General features: G+C 38.2%; 22 protein-coding genes. 10 read left to right on the forward strand and 12 right to left on the reverse strand.

Annotated elements, in window-relative coordinates:
* Nucleotides 1-64: 64 nt before the first annotated feature.
* From EHE21_RS06075 to ybjG, 4 genes are all read right to left on the reverse strand, one after another.
* Nucleotides 65-1,735, reverse strand: coding sequence for a formate--tetrahydrofolate ligase (locus EHE21_RS06075; protein WP_194952126.1), 1,671 nt, complete (start codon nt 1,733-1,735; stop codon nt 65-67).
* Between the two features lie 364 nt (nt 1,736-2,099).
* Nucleotides 2,100-3,464, reverse strand: coding sequence for an L-serine ammonia-lyase (locus tag EHE21_RS06080; RefSeq protein ID WP_194952127.1), 1,365 nt, complete (start codon nt 3,462-3,464; stop codon nt 2,100-2,102).
* 124 nt (nt 3,465-3,588) lie between these two features.
* Nucleotides 3,589-4,905 carry an HAAAP family serine/threonine permease gene (locus EHE21_RS06085; protein ID WP_194952128.1) on the reverse strand — a complete coding sequence of 439 codons (1,317 nt, stop codon included), beginning with the start codon at nt 4,903-4,905 and terminating at the stop codon, nt 3,589-3,591.
* 908 nt (nt 4,906-5,813) lie between these two features.
* A complete protein-coding gene (gene ybjG, locus EHE21_RS06090) occupies nt 5,814-6,425 on the reverse strand; it encodes an undecaprenyl-diphosphate phosphatase (RefSeq protein WP_194952129.1) in 612 nt (203 codons plus the stop codon).
* A 239-nt stretch (nt 6,426-6,664) separates the two neighbouring features.
* Here ybjG and EHE21_RS06095 point away from each other — a divergent pair, with 239 nt between their 5' ends.
* Nucleotides 6,665-7,090, forward strand: coding sequence for a secondary thiamine-phosphate synthase enzyme YjbQ (locus EHE21_RS06095; protein ID WP_194952130.1), 426 nt, complete (start codon nt 6,665-6,667; stop codon nt 7,088-7,090).
* A gap of 252 nt (nt 7,091-7,342) precedes the next feature.
* Here the strand turns inward: EHE21_RS06095 and EHE21_RS06100 are convergent, their stop codons facing one another.
* Complete coding sequence (locus EHE21_RS06100; RefSeq protein WP_088493321.1) at nt 7,343-7,606, reverse strand: GrxA family glutaredoxin; 264 nt, start codon at nt 7,604-7,606, stop codon at nt 7,343-7,345.
* 171 nt (nt 7,607-7,777) lie between these two features.
* On the opposite strand from EHE21_RS06100, the gene EHE21_RS06105 reads away from it, so the two are divergent.
* The 4 genes from EHE21_RS06105 to EHE21_RS06120 all read left to right on the forward strand — a co-directional run bounded on the left by EHE21_RS06105 (nt 7,778) and on the right by EHE21_RS06120 (nt 11,235).
* Nucleotides 7,778-8,080 (forward strand): YbjC family protein, encoded by a 303-nt coding sequence (locus tag EHE21_RS06105; RefSeq protein WP_194952131.1) that lies wholly within the window; start codon nt 7,778-7,780, stop codon nt 8,078-8,080.
* A 167-nt stretch (nt 8,081-8,247) separates the two neighbouring features.
* Complete coding sequence (locus EHE21_RS06110) at nt 8,248-8,766, forward strand: YbjN domain-containing protein (RefSeq protein WP_088493319.1); 519 nt, start codon at nt 8,248-8,250, stop codon at nt 8,764-8,766.
* A gap of 30 nt (nt 8,767-8,796) precedes the next feature.
* Entirely contained in the window at nt 8,797-9,930 is a 1,134-nt protein-coding gene (gene rlmC, locus EHE21_RS06115; protein ID WP_194952132.1) for a 23S rRNA (uracil(747)-C(5))-methyltransferase RlmC, read from the forward strand.
* A gap of 105 nt (nt 9,931-10,035) precedes the next feature.
* Nucleotides 10,036-11,235, forward strand: a complete 1,200-nt coding sequence (locus EHE21_RS06120) for a multidrug effflux MFS transporter (protein ID WP_194952133.1) — start codon at nt 10,036-10,038, stop codon at nt 11,233-11,235.
* Between the two features lie 97 nt (nt 11,236-11,332).
* Here EHE21_RS06120 and artM read toward each other — a convergent pair whose 3' ends face one another.
* The 6 genes from artM to EHE21_RS06150 all read right to left on the reverse strand — a co-directional run bounded on the left by artM (nt 11,333) and on the right by EHE21_RS06150 (nt 16,725).
* On the reverse strand, nt 11,333-12,001 hold the full coding sequence (gene artM / locus EHE21_RS06125; RefSeq protein ID WP_075672481.1) for an arginine ABC transporter permease ArtM: 669 nt from the start codon (nt 11,999-12,001) through the stop codon (nt 11,333-11,335).
* Nucleotides 12,001-12,705, reverse strand: coding sequence for an arginine ABC transporter permease ArtQ (artQ, locus tag EHE21_RS06130; RefSeq protein WP_088493316.1), 705 nt, complete (start codon nt 12,703-12,705; stop codon nt 12,001-12,003). Before artQ ends, artM begins: the two co-directional genes overlap by 1 nt.
* Before the next feature lie 17 nt (nt 12,706-12,722).
* Nucleotides 12,723-13,457, reverse strand: coding sequence for an arginine ABC transporter substrate-binding protein (gene artJ / locus EHE21_RS06135; RefSeq protein ID WP_023581291.1), 735 nt, complete (start codon nt 13,455-13,457; stop codon nt 12,723-12,725).
* A gap of 14 nt (nt 13,458-13,471) precedes the next feature.
* On the reverse strand, nt 13,472-14,200 hold the full coding sequence (artP, locus tag EHE21_RS06140; protein WP_088493315.1) for an arginine ABC transporter ATP-binding protein ArtP: 729 nt from the start codon (nt 14,198-14,200) through the stop codon (nt 13,472-13,474).
* 112 nt (nt 14,201-14,312) lie between these two features.
* On the reverse strand, nt 14,313-15,770 hold the full coding sequence (locus tag EHE21_RS06145; RefSeq protein WP_194952134.1) for a DUF2867 domain-containing protein: 1,458 nt from the start codon (nt 15,768-15,770) through the stop codon (nt 14,313-14,315).
* Between the two features lie 52 nt (nt 15,771-15,822).
* Nucleotides 15,823-16,725, reverse strand: coding sequence for a lysine exporter LysO family protein (locus tag EHE21_RS06150; protein ID WP_194952135.1), 903 nt, complete (start codon nt 16,723-16,725; stop codon nt 15,823-15,825).
* A gap of 342 nt (nt 16,726-17,067) precedes the next feature.
* Between EHE21_RS06150 and EHE21_RS06155 the strand changes: the two genes are divergently transcribed.
* The 3 genes from EHE21_RS06155 to macB all read left to right on the forward strand — a co-directional run bounded on the left by EHE21_RS06155 (nt 17,068) and on the right by macB (nt 21,929).
* A complete protein-coding gene (locus EHE21_RS06155; RefSeq protein ID WP_088493313.1) occupies nt 17,068-18,744 on the forward strand; it encodes an ATP-dependent nuclease in 1,677 nt (558 codons plus the stop codon).
* Nucleotides 18,745-18,873: 129 nt separating this feature from the next.
* Entirely contained in the window at nt 18,874-19,983 is a 1,110-nt protein-coding gene (macA, locus tag EHE21_RS06160; protein WP_194952136.1) for a macrolide transporter subunit MacA, read from the forward strand.
* Nucleotides 19,983-21,929 carry a macrolide ABC transporter ATP-binding protein/permease MacB gene (gene macB, locus EHE21_RS06165; protein WP_194952588.1) on the forward strand — a complete coding sequence of 649 codons (1,947 nt, stop codon included), beginning with the start codon at nt 19,983-19,985 and terminating at the stop codon, nt 21,927-21,929. The genes macA and macB overlap by 1 nt, the downstream gene beginning before the upstream one ends.
* Before the next feature lie 139 nt (nt 21,930-22,068).
* On the opposite strand, the gene cspD is transcribed toward macB, so the two are convergent.
* Nucleotides 22,069-22,278, reverse strand: coding sequence for a cold shock domain-containing protein CspD (gene cspD / locus EHE21_RS06170; RefSeq protein ID WP_023581298.1), 210 nt, complete (start codon nt 22,276-22,278; stop codon nt 22,069-22,071).
* 288 nt (nt 22,279-22,566) lie between these two features.
* Here cspD and clpS point away from each other — a divergent pair, with 288 nt between their 5' ends.
* Nucleotides 22,567-22,881, forward strand: a complete 315-nt coding sequence (clpS, locus tag EHE21_RS06175) for an ATP-dependent Clp protease adapter ClpS (RefSeq protein ID WP_075672467.1) — start codon at nt 22,567-22,569, stop codon at nt 22,879-22,881.
* Between the two features lie 30 nt (nt 22,882-22,911).
* Entirely contained in the window at nt 22,912-25,203 is a 2,292-nt protein-coding gene (gene clpA, locus EHE21_RS06180; protein ID WP_194952137.1) for an ATP-dependent Clp protease ATP-binding subunit ClpA, read from the forward strand.
* Nucleotides 25,204-25,294: the final 91 nt, after the last annotated feature.

A 25,294-nucleotide genomic window follows, 5' to 3' on the forward strand; every position in this document is an offset into this window, starting at 1 on the left:
ATTGTTTAACGATTACGGATTTTTTTATATTCAATAAAATAAAGGGATATCTCTAGTTTATAACTTAAATAAGCCCATCGATTTTACCTTGATTATCAACATTCACAGCAATGGCAGCAGGGGTTTTCGGTAATCCAGGCATTGTTGTGATAGAACCCGTTAAAGCGACAACAAAACCAGCACCCGCAGAAACATATACTTCACGCACGTTGATTGTAAAATCAGTAGGGCGGCCTAATAAGGAGGGATCATCGGAGAGTGAATATTGAGTTTTTGCCATACAGACAGGGAAATGAGCAAAACCCATACTTTCTATCTTTTCCAACATTTTGCTAGCGTGTTGGCTATAGGTCACACCATTTGCTCCATAGATCTCTTTTGCGACAGTATTAATTTTTTCACTAAGTGAGGCATTATCAGGATAAATTAATTGGAATTGGCTCTGTTCATTTTCAAGTGTATCAATCACTTGATTCGCTAATTCAATACCGCCTTCGCCTCCTTTCTCCCACACTTTGGTAATTGCAAACCGGCAATCTCTATCTTGGCAAAATTGCTCGATAAACTGGTGCTCTGCAATACTATCAGTGACATAAGCATTAAGAGAGACAATCACCGGTAAACCATATTTTTTAAGGTTTTCAATGTGCTTTTCAAGATTTACAATCCCCTTTTCAAGGGCAACTAAATCTTCATTGTTCCATTCACCTTTGCCTAAACCACCGTTATATTTTAGCGCTTTAGTGGTTACAACAATGACGGCACAATCAGGGCGTAATCCACTGATCCGACATTTTATATCAAAGAATTTTTCAGCACCTAAGTCAGCACCAAAACCAGCTTCTGTCACGGTAATATCTGCAAGTTGAAGTGCCAATTTTGTTGCTCTTACACTATTGCATCCATGAGCAATATTAGCGAAAGGGCCTCCATGAATAATGGCTGGCGTATTTTCGAGTGTTTGTACTAAATTAGGATTAATTGCATCTTTTAATAAACTTGCCATTGCTCCAACAGCTTGCAGATCGCTAGCTGTAACAGGATCACCATTATAAGAATAGGCAACAATGATACGAGAAAGTCGCTGTTTTAAATTATCAATATCCATTGCCAAACAAAGGATAGACATAATTTCAGAAGCAACAGTAATAACAAAGTTATCTTCTCGTGTAATACCGTCTTTTTCGCCACCTAATCCCACAACAATATTGCGTAAAGCGCGATCGTTCATATCCATACAACGTTTAAACACGATTTTTTTAGGATCGATATTTAAAGGATTGCCTTGATAAATTGAGTTATCGAGCATGGCTGCAAGTAAGTTATTGGCGGAGGTAATTGCATGAAAATCGCCAGTAAAATGAAGATTGAGATCTTCCATTGGAACGACTTGCGAATACCCACCACCTGTGGCTCCACCTTTAATACCAAAGCAAGGGCCTAAAGAGGGTTCTCGCAATGCAATAATGGCATTTTTTCCAAGATGATTAAGTGCTTGCCCTAATCCAACAGTGACCGTTGTTTTACCTTCACCAGCAGGTGTTGGATTAATTGCTGTAACTAAAACTAACTTTCCGGGCTTTTTTATCGCAACTTTTGACCAAATACTGTGGCTAAATTTGGCTTTGTATTTGCCATAAAACTCGATATCGTCTTGATCAATATTTAAATTTTTAGCAATGTCCTGAATAGGTAAGAGGTGTGCTTCTTGGGAGATTTGAATATCTGATTTCATTTTAGTTCTCTTTTTATCCCGCTTATGATGTCTCTAGTGATCTTTACTTATCAACTTTAGACAATAATCTAAATATCGCCAATAGATTGATTAATTTATAGTTATTTACTTTAGATAACATGTTCATCGTCTCGCCATTTTAATAATTTTTGTTGTTAGCTCCTGCTTTTTCTTTAAATTATCACTATTGAGTGATGCTTTGCTTTTTTGAAAAAACATATTTTAACTAAGGATGATAATTTAATCTCATACAAAAAAGATGACATTAAAAAAAGAAGGGTATTGAGATTGATGTTAATAAATAAAAAAGGCGCTTATATCAGCGCCTTATCTATCATAAATATCTGTATTGAGACTCTCTGGTTTAGTCACAAGAAATTTTAATGGCTAATCCACCTTGAGAGGTTTCACGATATTTAGCGTTAATGTCTTTACCTGTTTCGTACATTGTTTCAATGACTTTATCTAAACAAATACGAGGATCACTGACACGACGTAAAGCCATACGAGATGAGTTTACGGCCTGTACGGCTGCGATAGCATTACGTTCAATACAAGGAACTTGTACTTGTCCTGCCACTGGGTCGCAGGTAAGTCCTAAGTTATGCTCCATCGCAATTTCTGCCGCAATACAAACTTGTTCTGGGCTACCGCCTAAAAGTTCAGTTAATGCGCCAGCTGCCATTGAACAAGCAACACCGACCTCGCCTTGGCAACCCACTTCAGCACCCGAGATAGATGCATTCATTTTGTAAAGTGAACCAATAACACCAGCAACTAAGAAAAAGCGAGTGTAAGAGTTTTCATTTACAGGACGAATAAATTTATCATAGTAAGACAATACGGCTGGAATAATGCCACAGGCACCGTTTGTTGGTGCTGTTACAACACGTCCACCAGCCGCATTTTCTTCATTTACGGCAAGGGCAAACATGTTAATCCAATCAACAACTGTCATTGGATCGGTTGTGGTTTTATCTTCGGTTACTAACATACGGCGTAATGCAGAGGCACGGCGAGGTACACGTAAAGGCCCCGGTAATAAGCCTTCAGTATTTACACCGCGCTCAATACCTGACTTCATTACTTCCCAAACAGCCGCAAAATGAGCTGAAATCTCTTCTTTACTGCGTAATGCTAATTCGTTTTGCATCACTAATGCAGATAAAGAAAGCCCAGTTTCTTTGCAATGGCGACGTAAATCAGCCGCATATTGATAAGGATAAGGAACTTGAACCGCATTTTCTTCAGGTTGACCAAAATGCTCTTCATCAACAATAAAACCGCCACCAATTGAATAATAGGTTTTCTTCAATAAAACCTGTTCACCGTTATAAGCGGTAATGGTCATGCCATTTTCATGGAGAGGTAGATTGGTTTTATGAAAATTCATACCGCCTTCAACCGGAAAATCGACTTCTTTTATGCCATTTGCCAGCATTAAGCGACCAGTTGTTTCTACTTGTTTGATAAACGGGACGATAGAATCAATATCGACAGTATCAGGTAAATTTCCTGCGAGTCCCATAATAATAGCAATATCAGTTGCGTGACCTTTACCTGTTAAAGATAAAGAGCCATAAACATCAACGATAACGCGGGAAACAGAAGAGAGGAGATTTTTTTCAGCAAGTAAATCAACAAATTCTTTACCTGCTTTCATTGGACCTACAGTGTGTGAGCTTGAAGGACCGATACCAATTTTAAAAATATCAAAGACGCTAACCATAATATTCGCCTCCCTAATTAATTTAAAGGCGCAACTGTGTGATTATTAGAGTGTTAAGTGTCAGTTTTGAAACCTAAAGCTGTAGTGGCTACTTCCATTAAGAAAGTAGCCACGAGATGTCTTATTAGCTCATGAAAGAGCTAGCTAAGCTATAGAAAACAGCTGAGATTGCGATAAGACCCATAATTACAACAAATACGTTGCTGATATGGCCTTCATATTTCTTCATCGCTGGTACTTTACGGATTGCATACATTGGCATCAGGAACAGTAACATTGCGATAACTGGGCCACCTAATGTTTCAATCATACCTAGGATGCTTGGGTTTAATGTTGCAACAATCCAAGTTGTAACCAGCATAAACAGTGCAGTGATTTTGTTTAAACGATCTTTCTCGATTGTTTTACCTTTTTCACGCAGTGATTTGATGATTAAACCGTTGAAACCTTCACGAGCACCTAAGTAGTGACCTAAGAAAGATTTAGTAATCGCAACGAAAGCAATAAATGGAGCGATATAAGCGATAACTGGTGCTTCAAAATGGTTAGCAAGGTAAGACAGGATACTGATGTTCTGTGCTTTTGCTTCTGCTAAGTTTTCTGGTGTTAAGCTAAATACACAGCTAAACACGAAGAACATTACAGTGATAACCATCATGATGTGCGCATAAGCTAAAATGCGTGAACATTTTTTCTCAGCGTTTTCGCCGTATTCTTCACGTTTTGCAACAGCAAACGCAGAGATGATTGGAGAGTGGTTAAAAGAGAACACCATTACAGGGATAGCTAACCATAAGGTTACTAATAGGCCTTGACCCATGCTTGATGTTGTTGCGTGATCAAAAGAGAGAGTATCAAGAATCGCACCATTCCACTCAGGGATAAGATACAGAGCTAAGACCATTAGAACTGCAACAAATGGGAATACTAATACGCTCATTGCTTTAACGATAGCTTGTTCACCAAAGCGAATAATCGACATGATACCGACAATCAGTATCAGCGATAAAATTGCGCGAGGTGGTGCAGCCATGTGCATTTGGTTCACAATAAAGCTTTCTACTGTATTGGTGATAGCAACACTATAAACCAATAGAATAGGATAAATTGCGAAGAAATAGAGCAGGGTGATTAATTTACCTGCTGTTTTACCAAAGTGTTCTTCAACAACTTCAGTGATATCTTCACCTGGGTTTTTACCTGATAACACAAAGCGGCACATACCACGGTGTGCAAAGAAGGTCATTGGGAATGCAAGTACTAACATGATCAACAGAGGAATTAAACCACCAATCCCTGCGTTGATAGGTAAAAATAGGACGCCAGCACCGATAGCTGTACCGTATAAACCTAACATCCATACTGTATCTGACTTACGCCATGCTTTGTAATCACCTTGGGTGTTACCCGACGCGATAGAACCAACTTTGGTTGTATCCATAATACTCTCCGAAATAACGCGGTAAAAAATAATGAATAAAAAATAAGAGCGTGATTGTATTTCTTTTTAGAAATAATCACGGCATAAATTTAATTATGAATAAATGAGTGCATTGAGTACCTGGTGTTATCTCAATATCTTCAATTACCACAGATAAAATCTTTAAATTTCAAAAGAATTAAGCTCTTTCAAAATTTGAAAAAATATTCAATAAGTTTATATCCAGACTTAAGAGGTGCAGAATATAGTGTTTTTCAGGATAAACTACCGTGATCACCATCTCAAATGCTAAATATAACTGAAAAACCTGAAAATGTAACATTTTTTATATTTTGTGTTTTTAGAGGGGGTTTTTAAAACATTTTGAAATAACTTTCCAGTTTTAAAGTAAGTATAAAATAAAGCTAAATACTTAAATGTTCATATGTTAATGATTATTTTTAGGTGTTTTTATTATTTAGAAAATAAATGATTAAAATCAATTAGGTTATTTTTGTTTACAATTAAAACATTGTGTTAACCGCGTATCTTGTTGAAATAAAACAATAAATAAATTTCTTTAATTAATGTTTAAAACTAGACAAAAGAATATAGAAACGATGCAATATGATTATTTATTAATGAATTTCTTTTATTTTATGAAATGAATATAGCTATATTTCGTTTATAAGTAGAATATTGTTTATAAATACGACAGTGAATTTGTTAATAAATGAGTTTGGTAGGTTGTTATATAACGAATATAAAAGTTTTATTTTGATTAAAATAACAACATATTTATTTTTGGACAAATAATATAATAATAGAGAATATTTTTATTTATATATTAATATATTGAAGGGCAATGTTACTTAAGCTAAATATAAAAAAGACCACAATAAATGTGGTCTTTTTCGGTATTAGAAAGGTTAGGCCTTTGTCCAACCTTTACGAATAGGATAGGCAAAACAGAGCTGATAGAGCCTTTGTACCCATTTTTGGAGTATATCGCCACCTTTAGACCAGAAGATCTGGCAAAGGCCACAAGAAAGTAGAGCAACGATAAAGGCACCAATCATATCGATTGGCCAATGCACGCCAAGATAGATACGCGCCCAAGCAATCGCAAGTCCTAAACCAAGCATAATATAGCCAATACGTTTGCTGTTATGCCAAAAGAGATAAGCTAAAGCAATGGTGAAAACAAACGTACCATGGTTACTTGGGAATGAAGGTGTCGCATCATGGTCGAGAAAGTTGTAGCCAATGTTAGCTGCAAAAGGGCGTTCATGAGGCGCAATTGCTCCAATCATCCAAGAGATAGAAAGTGCAATACCTAAAGAGACGGCAGCTTTGCACACTAATGTTCTTTGCTGACTAAGATGTTTTTCATTACCCCATAACCAATAGAACACTAAAGATAACGGAAAAAGATAGACAAGGTACTTAGCAATAATTATCGCCGTACCGATTTCTAAAGGAGATGCCGCAGGTGTTGCATTCATCATTGAAAATACGGCTAAATTGAATTGTTCCAGCAAAGTAGGCTCCATACGTGTCGTACTGATAAGCGATGTTTATGATACATAATACGCAAGTTTTTAAGGGTAAATGAGGGAGTAATAGGGGTAAAGTGTTTTTTTCTTATTTAATTGTGCTTTTTTTAAAAGATTTGTCAGTTTTATATCAAACTGGGCTAAAGCACTCTTAAAAAGAGTATTGCGCTTATGTTATTGCTCTCACATCGTTCTTTTTCTTATCTTCAACGAGGTATAACTTTATGTGGTTCCAGAAAAATATTGTCCTTAATGCAAGGCCAAGAGGATTTCACTTAATTACACAAGCATTGATTCAAGAATTACCAGAGCTAAGACAATATAAAATCGGAATTGCTCATTTTTTTATTCAACATACATCGGCTTCATTAACGATTAATGAAAATGCGGATCCAACAGTGCGAAGTGACTTTGAAAGCTTCTTTAATCAAAGCGTAAAAGAGGACGAAGATTACTATCTTCACACCTATGAAGGCAGTGATGATATGCCAGCGCATATTAAAAGTAGCTTACTTGGACAAAGTGTCACGGTTCCTATCAGTCAAGGTGAGTTGAATTTAGGGATTTGGCAGGGGATTTATCTTGGTGAGCATCGAAATCACGGCGGTAGTCGTCGGATTATTGTGACCTTACAAGGTGAGTGTTACTAGATTTCAGGCAATAAAAAACCCGACAGTTATTTCACCAAAAGGGTTGAAACTATCGGGCTCCTCAATATTTGGGGACATCAAAGAAAAGCAGTGGCACTAATTCAGACTCCGAGTTAGAAAGAAAGTTCGCTGACTAATGAAAAAAAATAGAATTTTTTTTAAAAAAGAGAGGAAAGATAAAGAAAAAATGGGGAATAAAAAAGGGAAAGCGCTAAAACATATTGATATATAAACTGTTTTAGCGCTTTTTAATTAGTTGTAGATGCCTAAGTTTTCTTTAGCATAAGCTTCAAAATCTGTGCAACCACCAATGTGTTTTTCATCAATAAAAATTTGTGGCACAGTTTCAACTTCTTTTCCGACAGTTTTAGATAAATCAGCTTTTGTAATTCCTTCAGCTTGAATATCTACATAGCGGAAATCGAAATCGTCACGTTTTTCAGACAAAGTTTCAGCCAGTTGTTTCGCACGAACACAATATGGGCAACCTGGGCGACCAAAAATGACAACAAACATACGACACTCCTTATTGAGGAAATAAAATTCAGGCATAATAGTTTCTATTGGTTGTTACTATGCCCTTTTATTAGGCTAAACAAAAACAGTTATTGCCTTTTAGTGTGATAAATTATACCAATTTGCCGAATAATGAGATAGGACTGCGACACAGCATTTAGCGGAGAAACGATGGAAAAGCCTTCAAATCGAGATATGAAATCACTGTCAGATATGCCAAAACCCATTATCATCATTGAGATAATCGGTATTATTTTATTGGTGGTTGCTTATCTTTATATCAACCAATATATGACCTCTCCGCAGTGGCTAGGAACGTATACAGGACAATTAACGCTAGTTGTTTTGGGTGTTATCTGCATGATCCCGCCTGCTATCCATATTGTATGGCGTGCTATTTATCGATTAACTTTTTTAGGGATTGATCATAAATCCACAAAGAGTAAAAAGAAAAAAGAGAATAACGAAGAATAGTTGACTGTTTTTTCTCAAAAATGCATTAGAAACTAAGAAAACCCAATATGTAAATTGGCTTAATTTTCTTAGTTTTTCTATTTATTAGTGCCTTCAAGATAGAAAAAGTGGCAAAATAGCACCAATGCCAACAGGCACTCTTTTTTTTGCGCGTAAAGGTTATTTGAATGAACGCTGTTGTGACTACCGATCTGGATCAGCTAAAGTCTTGGCTTGATGAACTACAGATTGCTTACTATGAATGTGACTCTTGTCAGGCGTTACATTTACCGCATCTTCAATATATCAGTGGTATTTTTGATGCCAAAATTGATATTCTTGAAGATGTACTTGTATTTACCGCTATCGCTGAGCTAAAGCCGTCAGCAATAGTGCCATTAATGGCAAATCTAAGCCAAATTAATGCAAGCTCTTTATTTATTAAAACATTTCTAGAAATTAGTGATGAGAACTTACCAAAATTAGTTTTCTGTCAATCATTCCCGGTTGCAGCTGGTATTTCACTGAATCAATTCGACCTGTTCTTACAAAAAGCAGAAGAGCAATCTGCTGAAGTCGTTAGCGAAATTTTTAATAACGGTTTCTTGTATGGTGAAAAACAAGAAAGTGAAAATGAAGAAGAAGATGAAGACGAAGATGTTGAGATAAATAGCGCATCAACCGACTCCTCCTATACTGTACATTAATATTAATCTCCATAACGGTCACAAAATCTTATGCAATGCGCACGATTTAGTGCGGGTGAATGTCATTCTTGTGAATGGCTTTCTCTTGCTTATCCTGAACAAATCAAGAAAAAACAGCACAGCCTATTAGCATTACTTCCAGAAGATTATGCTTTTGATAAATTAGCGCCTGTTGAAAGCGAACCAGCGCAGTTTCGTAATAAAGCAAAAATGGTAGTCAGCGGGAGTGTTGAAAGACCCGTCTTGGGCTTAAAAACCAAAGAAGGTGTTGCTGTCGATTTATGCGAATGTCCACTGTATCCAGTTTCTTTTGCACCCGTGTTTTCTATTTTGAAAACATTTATTGCAAAAGCAGGGCTAGTACCTTACGACATCGAACGCCGTCGTGGTGAACTCAAGTTTATCTTATTAACTGAGAGCCGAAGTAATAACACCATGATGTTGCGCTTTGTTTTGCGTTCAGAAAAAAAACTAGAACAACTTCGTAAAGCACTTCCTTGGTTACAAGAACAGTTGCCTCAATTAGCGGTTATCTCCGTTAATATTCAACCTGTGCATATGGCTATTTTGGAAGGTGACCAAGAAATTATTCTGACAGAAAAAACGTTCTTGGATGAATCATTTAACCAAATTCCATTACATATTCGACCTAGAGGTTTTTTTCAAACTAACCCAGCGGTAGCTTCATCTCTTTATGCCACAGCAGGTCGTTGGGTAAGAGAATTAAATATTACGCATTTGTGGGATATGTTTTGTGGATCAGGCGGCTTTGGGTTGCATTGTGCAGATAAATCAACCCAATTAACAGGTATTGAAATTAGCCCAGAAGCTATTGAATGTGCACGTTTATCAGCTCAGGAATTAGGGTTAGAGCATGTCGAATTTCAGGCGTTAGATTCAACAGGTTATGCATTAGCTAAAGAGTCTGTTCCTGAATTAGTGCTTGTTAATCCACCAAGGCGAGGTATTGGTGAGGCATTGTGCGGTTATCTCAATAAAATGAAACCTCGCTTTATCCTTTACTCAAGTTGTAATGCTCAAACGATGGCAAAAGATATTCAGCAACTTTCTCATTATCGAATAGATAGAGTGCAGTTGTTTGATATGTTTCCTCATACTTCTCACTATGAAGTCCTTACGTTATTGGTATTACAAGACAGCTAAGATATTTATTACAAAATAGTGATTGAGTGTTAGTATAAATCAGTATTTAACGCTCGATGGATAACATCGGGCGTTTTCTTTTTTATTAGATGGGCATTCTATTTTATGCAGAATTTAAAAGCGTTGTTATTAGTGATGGTGTTATTGGGGCCTTTGGGAATCGATCTCTATTTACCGACGATACCGACAATTGCTCAAGATTTAGGAAGTAGCGTATCCCTTATTCAATCTACTATCGCTTTATTTATTCTAGTCTTAGGTGTAGGGCAACTTATATCGGGGCCTTTGGTGGATAAGTTCGGTCGTAAACCAATCGCTATCGCTGGGATACTTATCTATATTGTGGGTTCTGTCATTGCAACCATTTCGACAGACTCAACGCTTTTTATTATATCACGATTATTACAAGCTTCAGCGGTGTGCTGTACTTCTGTTGTGGCTTTTACCTGCGTTCGTGACTGTTTTAATGGTAATGAAGCCGCCCGCGTTTTCGGTTTTTTAAATGGCACGTTAAATATTATTCCTGCATTAGCGCCACTATTAGGTGGATTATTGGCTGAATATTGGGGATGGCGTGCACCTTTTGGGTTCTTGATTTTCTATTCAGTGCTTGTATTAATTTTGATCACTCGTTTTTTACCAGAGACAAAGCCTGAAAATACAGCTCAATCAAAACAAAAATTAGGTAAAACATACCTTGAGATTTTATGTAGTAAACGTTTTTTAACTTTTGCATTAGTGAATGCGGGAACCATGGGAATGGCATTAACTTATGTGTCATTTGCCCCAATTGTATTAATGAATGATGCAAAATTATCAGCGCTGATTTTTTCTATTGTTTTCGGTGTAAATGGTTTTTGGATAATGTTTGTCAGTTTTTATGCAAACCGTGTTATTCACCGTGTTGGTAGACCTATTTGTTTGATCTTAGGAAGCGGATTAATGGGATTGGGCTGTGTGAGTTTGTTAGGTAGCTTGATATTTATCCCTGCTGAAATACAAAATCATTGGCTGATTTATATGCTGCCCGTAGCAAGTGCTTGCGCGGGTCTTGCTTTTATTATGGGACCAGCGACAAGTTATGCTCTTGAGCCTTATTCACAAACAGCAGGTATTGCCTCTGCATTAGTGGGCTTTATTCAGATGGCGGGTGGTGCAGCCTTTGGTTTAACGGCACTGGCTTCACCAGTACAACCTAAATTAGCGTTAGCTATTGTGATGTTACTGGGTAGTTTATTAGCACTGAACGCTTACCGAGTAAGCCATAAAGAGTCGTTAATAGAAAAACAGGCTACACAAAAATAGAACCATTATTTGCTACTGTTTATTTAGCCATAAAAAAACACCCCAGAGTGAAAACTACTGGGGTGTTTTTACATTGATGGTTTTGCTTACTCGTTTTTTAATTACGGTGCTCAAACTCTAAGGCTTTCTTCTCAATTAATCGCATTAAGAGTGTCAGTATTCCGTTGATACACAGATAAATAATACCTGCTGCAACAAAAACCATCACATCATAGCTTTGACCAAAGACTTGTCGGCTATAACCTGTTAATTCAAGTAAGGTGATAGTGCTGGCAAGTGAGGTACTTTTGAATATCAAAACGACTTCGTTTGAATATGATGAAAGTGCACGCTTAAATGCGTAAGGTAATATCACTCTTGCTGTTTGTACTGGTGACATTCCTAATGCTTGGCAAGATTGCCATTGTCCAGATGGGATCGCCCTTACAGCACCATAGAAAAGTAAGGTTGAATAAGCCGCACTATTTAATGCTAATGTGACCATTGCACAAAACCACGGTGTTGATAATAACTCCCACATTGTTGGGAAGTTTTTCAACACAGGAAATTGCCCAGGGCCATAATAGATTAAGAAAAACTGCACCAATAAAGGCGTACCCGTAAATAAGGTAATATAGGCTTTGACTATTTGGCTAATGACAGGTGTTTTGAGTGCCAAAACAAAAGTCATTAAAACCGAAAGTGTAAATGCAACCAATAGAGCCACGACTGTTAAAGACAGGCTTGTTGGTAATCCCGGTAAAATATCAACAATATAATCCCACATTATGAGGCACTCCGTTCAAATCGAGTCGTTCTCATTTCTAACCATTTCAGGATATATTGACTGACCAAAGTAATTGCCAAATAAATCAATGCAACAATGCTATACCAAGTAAAAGGCTCTTGAGTTCGGTTAGCGATACTTTGTGTTTGTAACATTAAATCATTAACACTGATTAATGAGACTAAAGCGGTATCTTTTAATAGAACTAACCATTGATTACCTAACCCCGGTAAAGCGTGGCGCCACATTTGAGGCATGATAAAGCGGAAGAAAATAGTAATACGACCCATACCTAATGCTTGGCCGGCTTCCCATTGTCCTGTTGGTACTGCTTTTAATGCACCACGTAAAGTTTGCGAAGCATAAGATGCATAAAGAAGTGAAAGGGCGATAACACCGCAATAGAAAGGTAATGATTCAGTATCACCAAAATCAACTTGTAAGGTGAAAGCACCGAGATCAATTCCATCCATTAGCATCATGACACCTTGTAGGGTGCCATAATAGACAAAAAGAACCACCAGCATTTCTGGTAGTCCTCTAATTAGTGTTACCCAGCATGTTCCTAAGAAAGCAAAGGCTTTCCATCTCGCGGATTCCCAAGCTGTAAACAGCATGGCTAGAACTAATCCGATGATAAGAGCAGAAATAGCAAGTGAGACCGTTGTAACGGCCGCACCTGCTAGAGTTGTTATTTCATTCATTTATTAAGCTATTATTGTTATTCAAACCATTTTTTATAAATGACATCATAGGTGCCATCAGCTTTTACTTCAGCTAATGCTTTGTTTAATTTATCTTGTAAATCAGCATTACCTTTTCTTACCGCGATCGCAAGACCTGTACCAAAGTAGTTAGGATCTGCAACTTTGTCGCCTACAATACCTAATTCAGGATTCTTTTTCAGCCACTCATTAACAACCGCAGTATCACCAAAGATAGCTTCGATACGACCATTTTTAAGATCTAATACCGCATTTTGGTAACTGTCATAAGGAACAGTTTTCATCTCTTTGTGTTGTTCATTGATGAATTTCTGATGGGTTGTCCCATTTTGTACACCAATTTGTTTGCCTTTTAGGCTTGCTACATCAGAGATTTTACCCGTTACTGTAATAAATACTGCTGAGTTATCATAGTAAGAATCGGTGAAATCAACTTGTTTTTGACGCTCTGGCGTAATATCAATACCCGCCATTAACGCTTCAAAACGACGGAATTTCAGACTAGGAATTAAACTATCAAATGACTGATTGGTAAAGGTACAATCAGCATTAATTTTTGCACACATTGCATTGGCTAAATCAACATCAAATCCCACAATTTGATTATTCGCATCGATCATTTCAAATGGAGGATACGTTGCTTCAGTTGCAAAACGAATTGTCTCTTTCTCAGCCGCAGTTGCAGAAAGTGTAATACTGGTCAGAAGTGCTGCAAATAATATTTTTTTCATTGTCTGATCCTGATTTAGTGTGACAAGTAATTAGCAAAAGCTTCCGTTTGTGGAGCAGTGAAATGATAGTTATCACCTTGCTCTATAATACGGCCGTTTTCCATATATACAACTTTGCTCGCGGCTTTGCGTGCAATTTCAACTTCATGGGTCACAATAACTTGTGTAATCCCCGTTTCAGATAGCTCTTTAATAATATCAACAACTTGAGCTGTAATTTCAGGATCTAATGCCGCCGTAGGTTCATCAAATAAGAGAACTTGAGGCTCCATCATTAATGCTCTTGCAATAGCAACACGTTGTTGTTGTCCTCCAGATAAATGCAGAGGAAAACGTCCTGCGTAATCACTCAAACGTAAACGCTCAAGCAATTTCATCGCTTTTTCTTTGGCTTGCGGTTTTGATAAACCTAATACACGACAAGGTGCTTCAATTAAATTATCAAGAACCGTTAAATGTGGCCATAAATTGTATTGTTGAAATACCATACCCACATTTTGGCGTAATGAACGAATTGCCTTTGCGTTAGGCTGTTGGCTAAAGTCAAAATGTAGACCCGCAATTTCTAATTCGCCTGAACGTGGCATTTCTAATAAATTAAGAACTCTCATTAGTGAGCTCTTACCTGCACCACTTGGTCCTAATAGAACCATTGTTTCACCGGCAGAGCATTCTAGATTAATATCATAGAGTGCTTGGTGCGAACCGTAGAAACAATTTATGTTTTTTAATTGAATACTCATGCGTTTTTTCTGAATAGTCATTAACTGGTTCAAATAATAAAACGGTAAGAATAATTATGCAACTAAAACTGCATAATAAAGTGGTTTTTTTACGTAAAAATGGGTAATTTGGCTATTTTTTTTCACCGTCAGGTGAATTTTTATCCAGTTTGTAAGCGTTAGTACTTATGGTTTTAGCCATACCTTTGAAAATAAATAAGTGCGCAGGCATCATGGCGAACCAATAAAGTAATCCACTAAAACCTGCTGGGTGCCACCAAGCGCGAACATCTATTGAGCGAAGATTGCCACTGTCGTGGATCGTGAAAGAGAGTCTGCCTAAACCGGGCGCTTTCATTCCAAATAATAGTGTGAGTTGTTTTTCAGGCTCTAGTTTGATTACTCGCCAACCATCAATCATATCGCCAAGTTCTAATGTTTCTCTGGAAGGGCGTCCGTAAGTGACTTTATTTCCAGCAATATCATCCATAATGGCGCGAGTTTTCCATAGCGCATTACCATAAAAATAACCTTGCTCTCCGCCTATTTGTTGCACTGTATGCCAAAGGGATGCTGCGCTTGCGGGTGTAGATACTGTACAACCTGCATTTTTAGGGTAATAACCATAACCGGGTTTCCAGCGACTACGAACAGCCGGAGAGTAACCCCAGTCTTGGTTATCTAAAGCGGCTTCTTCATCAGCGAGTGTTTCTTTTACCGCATCATCAAATTTTATGAGAGTCTGAGGAATAAGTTTACGTAATGGCTCATCGTTGGCAGGGAGATCGTATTTAAGCCCTTGAATAAGCTCTTTAGCAATAGAAGTGGGTACAGAGGTTATCATACTGATAAAGCCCGCAGAAATAAGACTACCCGGCATAGGTAGCGGGATCAGCACTCGCTTTTTACCAGAGATTTTAATAAAGCGCTCAAAAAGGGTTTGGTAGCTAATATATTCAGGGCCACCAGCATCAAAAATACGATGTTGATGAGTGGGGTGATGAATAATTTCAGTTAAATAGTGAATTAAATTTTTAAGCGCAATAGGGGAGGATTTAGAGCGAACCCAACGTGGTGGTGTAAGAATAGGAAGGTTATAAACCATATCACGCATAATCTCAAAGGCAGCAGAGCCGGGACCAACAATCATTGAGGTGCGGATTTCAGTCACAGGAACAGTGCTGGTTCTTAACACTTCACCCGTAAGTTTTCGGGCAATAAGATGAGGCGAGTATTGTTGATCTTCATGCTGTAAGGCACTTAAAAAGATAATTTGTTTAACGTCGGTGCCTTCTAACGCTTCTACAACGTTAATTGCCGCTTTACGCTCTTGTTCAACTAAATTATGTGCATCACCCATGCTATGAACAAGGTAATAAACGATATCAGTATCATGCATTACTTTGTTTAAGGTTTCTGGATCATGTAAATCAACAAAGATACAGCGTGTATTTTCCCAACCTTGAGACATCATCCAGTCAACTCTACGGGCACCCGCGGTGACCTGATGACCTTGTTTTATCAGAGCTGGAATAAGATTTTGACCAATATGTCCACTTGCACCAAGTACTAATACACGCTGTTGATTCATTGTTAATCCATTGTAAAAAGAGAACGTTATCGTTCTATTGTTACTGATTTTTCTATGAAGTAAAGAACGCCATCAAGATTGGTGTGATTAAACTTAAAACGAATCCATGCACAATAGCCGCGGGAACGATGGATACACCGCCACTTCTTTGTAAAACAGGTAAGGTAAAGTCCATGGATGTTGAACCACAAATCCCTAATGCCGTATTTCTATAACGATTAACAATGATAGGGATAAGCATGATTGCCGCTAATTCACGCATTAAGTCATTGAAAAATGCAGTACTACCAATAACGGGGCCAAATGCATCAGTGAGTACAATACCTGATAACGAATACCAACCATAACCGGATGCAATGGCTAATCCCATTTTCATCGGCAATCCTAGTAAGTAAGCCGCTAAAGCTCCTCCAGCAAGTGCGCTAACACCCATAACGACGGCAACAGTTGTTCCTCGACGGTTGATAAGAATTTGCTTTGGGCTCATTCCGCTATTGCGTAATTGTAAACCGACTAACCAAAGTAAGAAGATAAGTGCGCCTTGGCTGGCATGAGAGGCATAGTGGAAAATTGACCAGCCTGTTAAACCGACAAAGAAACCCACAACAACGACACCGCATAACTGTAGTGATTCAAGTACCATTTTTATGCGTGAAGGGGGCTTGGACTGTTTATGGGCAGGAACATGCCAAGGATCTTTTTTATCCAGTAGCCATAAAAACAGTAAATTAGCGCCAAAGGTACATAAAAAGAAAACACTGGCATAAGAAAGAATTGAGACTAAGTTTTCACCAATATTATCTAGCATGGCTAAACTGACGCCCATTAGAAATAGGATAACGTAAATCATCGCGCTAAGTAGGCGGTTTGCCAAATGAAGTAATGGGCGATTGTTTAACTTAATCAAATACCCTACAAAAAGCGGAAGTAGGATAATCAATAACCCTGATAGCATTTCTATTCCTTACTGAGTGTGCTCAAATTATAAAATAAACTAATAACGTGAATCGGATTATAACATTTACTTATGATGTTGTGGATACAGAAATTAAGATAAGTCTAAAATATTTATTAAAGGTAACGAGCCTACCACGTTTAGGTGTAAGAGGCTTTAATTGATTGAAAAGCGAACAAAATGGGTATATATCGAATAGTTGAGTAAATTTTATTACGGCTATCTTGAACTATGATTTAATGAAAATATCCATTAAGTGAAATTATTAGCTGATTAAGCATAAAATGAAGATAGGAAGAATAAAATAAAACCATAGCTTAGTCGTAACTAACGAGGGAATTTATGTATTTAGAAAGAGTGGAAATAGTTGGATTCCGTGGACTTAATCGTCTCTCATTACCTCTTGATATGAATACAGTCTTAGTAGGTGAAAATGCGTGGGGTAAAAGCTCATTACTTGATGCGTTAACACTCAGTTTGGGTATTGAAACCTACCAATATGCATTTACACCTGATGATTTCCATCGTTTGCCGAATGAGCCGGAAGAAAATGGCAAAAAAAGCCTACAAATTATTTTAACGTTTACCGAATCTCGTCCCGGACGTCATCGATCTTACCGTTTCCATAAAATAGCGCCTGTGTGGGTTGAAAATGGTGATGATCTTAAACATATTTATTACCGAATTAGCGCTGAATTAGATGAGCAGAAAAATGTAAAAACATTCCGCTATTTTCTTGATAAAGAAGGAAAGCAAATTCGCTTACCTAATGGACAAACTCAAGAAATTATTGCAGAGATTGTTAGGCTTTATCCGGTTCTTCGCTTACAAGATGCGCGTTTTGTTCGTGATCTTGCCTCTGACGTTATCGATTCTCATAATAATCCTCATCGAGAAGCGTTTAATAATAAAATGAGTGAGTTAACCAAAGCGTTAGTTAAAAATCCTGACGAGTTGTCAGATGATGATTTACGTGAAGGTCTTGATGCAATGCAACAACTGCTAGGGCACTATTTTGCCGATCACGGTTCGTTGCTGTTTAAATCTCGCTCTCGTCATCGAAAAGTCAATGAGCCTCATGTACGTGGCTGGCATGCCTTAGAAAATATTAATAAAGTGTTGGCAAAACCTAATCAGAGAAGTATTCGATTAATTATCTTGGGAATGTTTTCTTCTATCTTGCAGTCTCGTGGTAGTGTCGCGCTTGATCCTTATGCAAGACCTATCGTGATTGTTGAAAACCCAGAAACACGTTTGCATCCTATTATGCTTTCGGTGGCTTGGGGATTACTTAATCTTTTCTCATTACAACGGATCACAACCACAAACTCGGGAGAGTTACTGTCACTTGCTCCATTAGAGAGTGTTTGCCGTTTAGTGCGTGATACCGATAAAGTTGCTGCTTACCGCGTTGGGGATCAGCAACTGCATTCTGATGAAGAGCGACGTATCTCTTTTCATATTCGTTATAACCGACCCTCTGCACTTTTTGCTCGTTGCTGGTTATTGGTTGAAGGTGAAACGGAAATTTGGCTAATGAACGAGTTGGCAAGGCAATGTAATTATTTCTTTGAAGCTGAAGGAATAAAAGTCATTGAGTTTGCTCAATGTGGACTTAAGCCATTATTAAAGTACGCAACCTATATGGGCATAGAATGGCATACCTTAGTGGATGGTGATGAAGCGGGTAAGAAATATGCCGCTACCGTTAAGGATTTTGCATCAAAAAGTAATGATGCAGAGCGTGATAGATTAACAAAGCTTCCAGCCTTAGATATGGAACATTTTTTATATAAAGAAGGCTTTCGCAATGTATATCATGATGTTGCAGGTGTGCCAGATAATGAAAAATGGCCAACTCGACGCGTGATCATTAAAGCTATTCAACGTTCATCCAAGCCTGATCTAGCACTAACGGTGGCTAACAATGCGGCTCAACGAGGAGTAGACTCTATCCCTTCCATACTGAAAAGTATGTTTTCTCGTGTGGCATGGCTTGCAAGAGGTAAAGCGAATTAATTCGCAACACTTGTATAAGCAAGATAAATCTACGAGACCTACACTTATTTTATTTAGCTATGAGAATAGAACCTCATAGCTAATGCTTTGTATGATTTATTGCATCTTTATGTTTAAGAAGGAAATTTTATGGCTTTTTTATCTTTAAAAAAGCGAGGGAAAGTTCTCACCCTTATTTTAATTATTGTAGCAATTGCTACGTACTTTTTTTTGCCAAAAGAGAAAGCACCAATATATCAAACTCAGCAGATCACAAGAGGTGATCTGTCAAAAGAAGTCACTGCAACGGGTAAGCTTGATGCTGTGCGTAAAGTTGATGTGGGTGCGCAGGTCAGTGGTCAGTTACAAACTTTGTTTGTGAAAGAGGGCGATGTGGTTAAAAAGGGGGATTTACTCGCCATTATTGATCCTAAGAAAGCGCAAAACGAAGTCACTGAATCGCAGGAAACCAACAATGAGCTTAGAGCAAACCTTCAACAAGCACAGGCGGAATTGCGCTTAGCTCAATTAACTTATCAACGCCAATTAAAGCTTATTGGTACTCATGCGATTGCACAAGATGAACTTGATCGTACTAAAACTGATGTTGAAGTAAAAAAAGCACGCATCATCACTTATCAAGCACAAATTAAAAAGAACCAAGCTACGCTAGATACGGCGAGAACTAACCTGCAATATACGCGGATAACCGCACCTATGGATGGCGTTGTCACTTTTATTAAAACCCTTGAAGGCCAAACGGTAATTGCCGCGCAAGAAGCACCGACTATTTTAACGTTAGCAGATTTAGATACGATGCTGGTAAAAGCAGAAGTATCAGAAGCTGATGTTATTTATTTAAAGCCTGAGCTTAGTGCCTCTTTTACGGTTTTAGGTGCGCCAGATAAAGCGTTCAGCGGTAAGTTGAAAGATATCCTACCTACCCCCGAAAAAATTAATGACGCTATTTTTTACTATGCCCGTTTTGAAGTACCTAATGAACAGCATTTACTACGTTTACAAATGACAGCACAAGTTAAAATTCTTATCGAAAATAAGAAAGATGTGCTTCTCGTTCCGCTTTCTGTATTAGGCGATGATGCAGGAATTAATGAATATTATGTTGATGTATTAGTTAATGGTCAGCCAGAAAAACGCACAGTAAAAATAGGTATGCGTACTGATGTTTATGCAGAAGTGCTCAGCGGATTAAAAGAAAACGATGAGGTTATTCTGGGTGAAACTTCAGGAGACGCATGATGCCTGCATTATTAGAGCTCAATGAGGTTAGCCGTTTATATACCAATGGTGAAGAAGAAACTGTTGTTCTCAATAAAGTCTCATTAACAATTAATGCTGGCGAAATGGTGGCGATTATAGGGGCTTCAGGCTCCGGTAAATCGACTTTAATGAATATTTTAGGCTGCTTAGATAAACCAAGTAGTGGTGAATATAAAGTTGCCGGTCAAAGTGTTGCGAAAATGGAAAGCGACCAACTTGCTGCATTACGCCGTGAGCATTTTGGTTTTATCTTCCAGCGCTACCATTTAATGTCGCATTTAACTGCAGAGCAGAATGTTGAAATTCCTGCGATTTATGCAGATAAAAATGCTACCCAAAGAAAAGAGAGGGCACGCGAATTATTAGCACGCTTAGGATTAGGTGATCGTGTTGATTATCGTCCTAATCAGCTCTCTGGTGGTCAGCAACAGCGTGTAAGTATTGCTAGAGCATTAATGAATGGCGGTGAAGTCATTCTTGCTGATGAGCCAACAGGTGCATTGGATAGCCATTCTGGCAAAGAAGTTATGTCTATTCTTAAGCAACTCAATGAGCAAGGGCATACGGTGATTATCGTAACCCATGATCCTTTAATTGCGGCACAGGCTGAACGAATTATAGAGATAAAAGACGGTAAAATTATTAATGATAATTGCCATCAAACAACGGCAAATAAAGTTAAAAAAGAGACAACAACCGTTTTAGCGTCTTCTTATTTGGGGCAAATATTTGGGCGTTTTACACAAGCATTAGATATGGCTTGGCGTGCAATGGTGGTGAACAAAGTACGCACTTTGCTAACGATGCTTGGCATTATTATTGGTATTGCCTCTGTCGTTACGATTATTGTGATTGGTGATGCAGCTAAAAGTATGGTGTTGGCGGATATAAAAGCGATTGGCTCTAATACTATTGATATCTATCCCGGGAAAGATTTTGGGAGCGATTCACCAGAAGATAGACAAGCGTTGACGCTGCAGGATGTCTTCGCTTTAAAGCAGCAGTCATATGTACAAGCTGTTACACCACAAGTTCAATTTAGTACTCGATTACGTCGTGGAAACCAAGATTCACCAGCATCTGTTGCGGGAGTTAGTGACGATTATTTCACAGTGTATGCCATGAAGTTTTCGCAAGGTCGCTCGTTTACATCTGATATGATCCAACGCCAAGCTCAAGTTGTTGTTATTGATGAAAATACGCGTCAGCGGTTCTTTCCTACTAAAAAAGAGGTTATTGGTGAACAAATCATTATTCGCAATATTCCCTCTACGATTGTTGGCGTCATTGCTGAGAAAAAATCGGCTTTTGGTAATGGGCAATCCCTCAAAGTATGGGTGCCTTACAGTACACTAAATAGCCGCATTTTAAATCGAAGCTATCTTGATAGTATTACAGTAAGAGCTGCTGAAGGTTATGACGCCAGTGTTGCAGAACAACAAATTATCCGTTTATTAACGATTAGGCATGGTAAAAAAGATATTTTTACTTATAACCTTGATAGCTTTATTAAGGCAGCCGAAAGTACCACTCAAACCATGCAACTGTTTCTCACTTTAGTGGCCGTTATTTCATTAGTAGTAGGTGGGATTGGTGTAATGAATATTATGCTGGTTTCAGTAACAGAAAGAACGAGAGAAATTGGTATTAGAATGGCGGTAGGTGCCAGAGCGAGTGATGTGATGCAGCAATTCCTTATAGAATCTGTCTTGGTTTGTTTAGTCGGCGGATTACTGGGAATTGGTCTTTCATTTGGTATCGCTATGGTGGCAAGTATTATGTTGCCTGATTGGCATTTTGTATTCCAGCCTATCGCATTAGTGAGTGCTTTTATTTGTTCGACTGCCATTGGGGTTATTTTTGGATTCTTACCTGCAAGAAGTGCAGCAAAAATGAACCCAATAGATGCTCTAGCGAGAGAATAATCCAAACTATAAGATAAAAGCCCTTGAAATATAAAGGGCTTTTATTTGAATGAATTAGGCATTCTGTTTAACTAAAAATACCCAACTGTTGTGAGTAAAAGGTATTTTTATCGGGTTTATCTATACTGTAAATTATCTTCTATTCAATGATAGGAATGATAAGGTCAGCATGATCACCTTTAGGCCCTTTTATCGTGCTATAATTAACTTTCTGCCCCGCTTTAAGTGTGCGGTAACCTTCCATTCTGATTGTTGAATAGTGGGCAAAAATATCATCGCCACCTTTTGCAGGGGTAATGAAACCAAAACCCTTAGCATTGTTGAACCACTTTACTGTACCTGTCTCCATACTTAGCTTCTCTCATATACTTGTATTTATTTGTTTAACATCACTTTCAGTATATTTACTGAGCTGTTCATAAAACATACTCTATTTTATTGTTTCAATCGTCAAGAGGTGAAGGGGATAGAAAGTGTTTCGAGTAGGTGAAATTTTGATGTAGCTAACGCTTTGTAATTTTTTGAATGTAAAAAGAAGGAATAAAAAAGCGTTGATAGGCAGACTTTCCTGTGAGATGGTAAACTAAATGTCATAATTGAAAGTGACGTTTAACAAAACTATGAGTAATGCAAAACAATGGGTCAGTTTGATTTTTTAACAGAAACCACGTTAAGGGAAGATGTTCATCAGAAAAATGAGCCACCAGCAATGTATAAGGTGATCTTGAATAATGATGATTACACCCCCATGGATTTTGTTGTAGAAGTGCTTACGATGTATTTTTTCCTTAGCGAGGAAAAAGCAACGCAAATTATGTTGGACGTTCATCATAAAGGAAAAGGAGTTTGTGGGGTTTATAGTGCGGATATTGCCGAAACCAAAGTGGCTCAAGTTAATCTGTATGCGAGAGAAAACGAATACCCACTTTTGTGTACACTTGAACAGGCATGATCCGGTTAGTCTTTTAAGGAGGAGGTGCTTATGCTTAATCACGAATTAGAGCTGAGTCTTAATGTTGCATTCGCGAAAGCCCGTGATAACAGACACGAATTTATGACTGTAGAGCACCTGTTGTTGGCGCTATTAAGTAATAAATCGGCACGCGAAGCATTGGAAGCTTGTAAAGTCGATCTGGCAGTCTTACGCGAAGAACTTGAAGTCTTTATTCGTAAAACAACCCCAATTCTGCCTGAAAATGTAGACAGAGAAACACAGCCAACGCTGAGTTTTCAGCGTGTATTACAGCGCGCTGTTTTTCATGTTCAATCATCAGGCAAAAATGAAGTCTCTGGCGCTAATGTGCTGGTGGCTATTTTTAGTGAACAAGAGTCTCACGCAGCTTACTTATTACGTAAACACGACGTTAGTCGCCTTGATGTCGTTAACTTTATTTCTCATGGCATTTCGAAAGAAGATCAACAAAACGAAGATCTTTCTGATATGAATGATATGAATGCGCAATCTCAACAAGAGATGCCGCAAGGCGACGATCATATGGATAATTTTACCACTAACCTTAATCAGTTAGCGCGCCAAGGTAAAATTGATCCCCTCATTGGGCGTCAAGCTGAATTAGAAAGAACAATCCAAGTGTTATGCCGTCGCCGCAAAAATAACCCATTATTAGTGGGTGAATCTGGTGTCGGTAAAACAGCTATTGCAGAAGGGCTTGCATGGCGTATTGAGCAAGATGATGTGCCTGATGTGATGAAAGGCTATACCATTTACTCACTTGATATTGGTTCGCTCTTAGCGGGAACTAAATACCGTGGCGATTTCGAAAAACGTTTTAAAGCATTACTGAAAACCCTAGAAAAAGATGAAAAAAGCATCTTATTTATTGATGAGATCCACACCATTATTGGTGCGGGAGCTGCATCGGGTGGACAAGTTGATGCGGCAAACTTAATTAAGCCATTGTTATCTGGTGGTCGAATTCGCGTTATAGGCTCTACGACCTATCAAGAATTTAGCAATATCTTTGAAAAGGACAGAGCACTTGCGCGTCGCTTCCAAAAAATTGATGTAACTGAACCATCCCCAGATGAAACAGTCTTGATCATCAAAGGATTGCGCCAAAAATATGAAGCGCACCACGATGTACGTTATACCAATAAAGCCATTCAGGCAGCGGTGGACTTATCAGTTAAGTACATCACAGATAGGCATCTACCTGATAAAGCTATTGATGTTATTGACGAAGCGGGTGCAAAAACACGTTTAGTTGCACCAAGCAAACGTAAAAAAACCATTAATGTCTCAGATATTGAATCTGTTGTGGCTAAAATTGCACGTATTCCTGAAAAAACAGTTTCTAGCAGCGATAAATCAATGCTGAAAAACCTCGATAACCAATTAAAAATGTTGGTATTCGGTCAGGATCAAGCGATCCACGCCTTGTCTGAATCGATAAAGATGAGTCGTGCAGGATTAAGCCAAGATAATAAACCGGTGGGTTCATTCTTATTTGCGGGTCCTACTGGGGTAGGTAAAACAGAAGTCACTGTACAGCTAGCGAAAGCGTTGAATGTGAAGTTGCTACGCTTTGATATGTCTGAATATATGGAAAGACATACGGTCAGCCGTCTAATTGGTGCTCCTCCGGGTTATGTTGGTTTTGATCAAGGTGGATTATTAACAGACGCTGTCATTAAAAATCCATATTCCGTTGTGTTACTTGATGAAATTGAGAAAGCACATCCAGATGTGTTCAATATTCTGTTACAGGTAATGGATAACGGTACATTAACGGATAACAACGGTCGTAAAGCCGATTTCCGTAATGTTATTTTAGTGATGACAACCAATGCAGGTGTGCGTGAAACGCAACGTAAATCAATTGGGTTTACAGAGCAAGATAACAGCACTGATGCGATGGTTGAAATCAAAAAAGCCTTCTCACCTGAATTCCGTAACCGTTTAGATAGCATTATTTGGTTTAATGCATTATCGCCAGAAATTATCTCTATGGTCGTGGATAAATTTATTGTCGAACTACAAGTGCAGTTAGATGATAAAGGGGTATCGCTTGAAGTTAGCCAAGAAGCACGCCAATGGTTGTGTGATAAAGGCTATGACAAAGCGATGGGTGCAAGACCAATGGCGCGTGTCATTCAAGAAAACTTGAAAAAACCATTAGCTAACGAGATTTTATTTGGTTCTCTTGTTAATGGTGGCTCGGTTTCTGTGACACTAGATAAACTGGCAGGCAAATTGAATTATGAGTTTGTGAGCCAAGAAAAATTGGCGAAGAATGAAGATACCGTTATCTAAGGATAGCGGTTAATTTCACAAAGCTATATTCACCGAGCTATAAAAGCATACACCACAGGTGAGCATCAATAAATGCCTTGCCTGTGGTGTT

This window comes from Proteus sp. GOKU (genome assembly GCF_015475555.1).
Classification (GTDB): domain Bacteria; phylum Pseudomonadota; class Gammaproteobacteria; order Enterobacterales; family Enterobacteriaceae; genus Proteus; species Proteus mirabilis_B.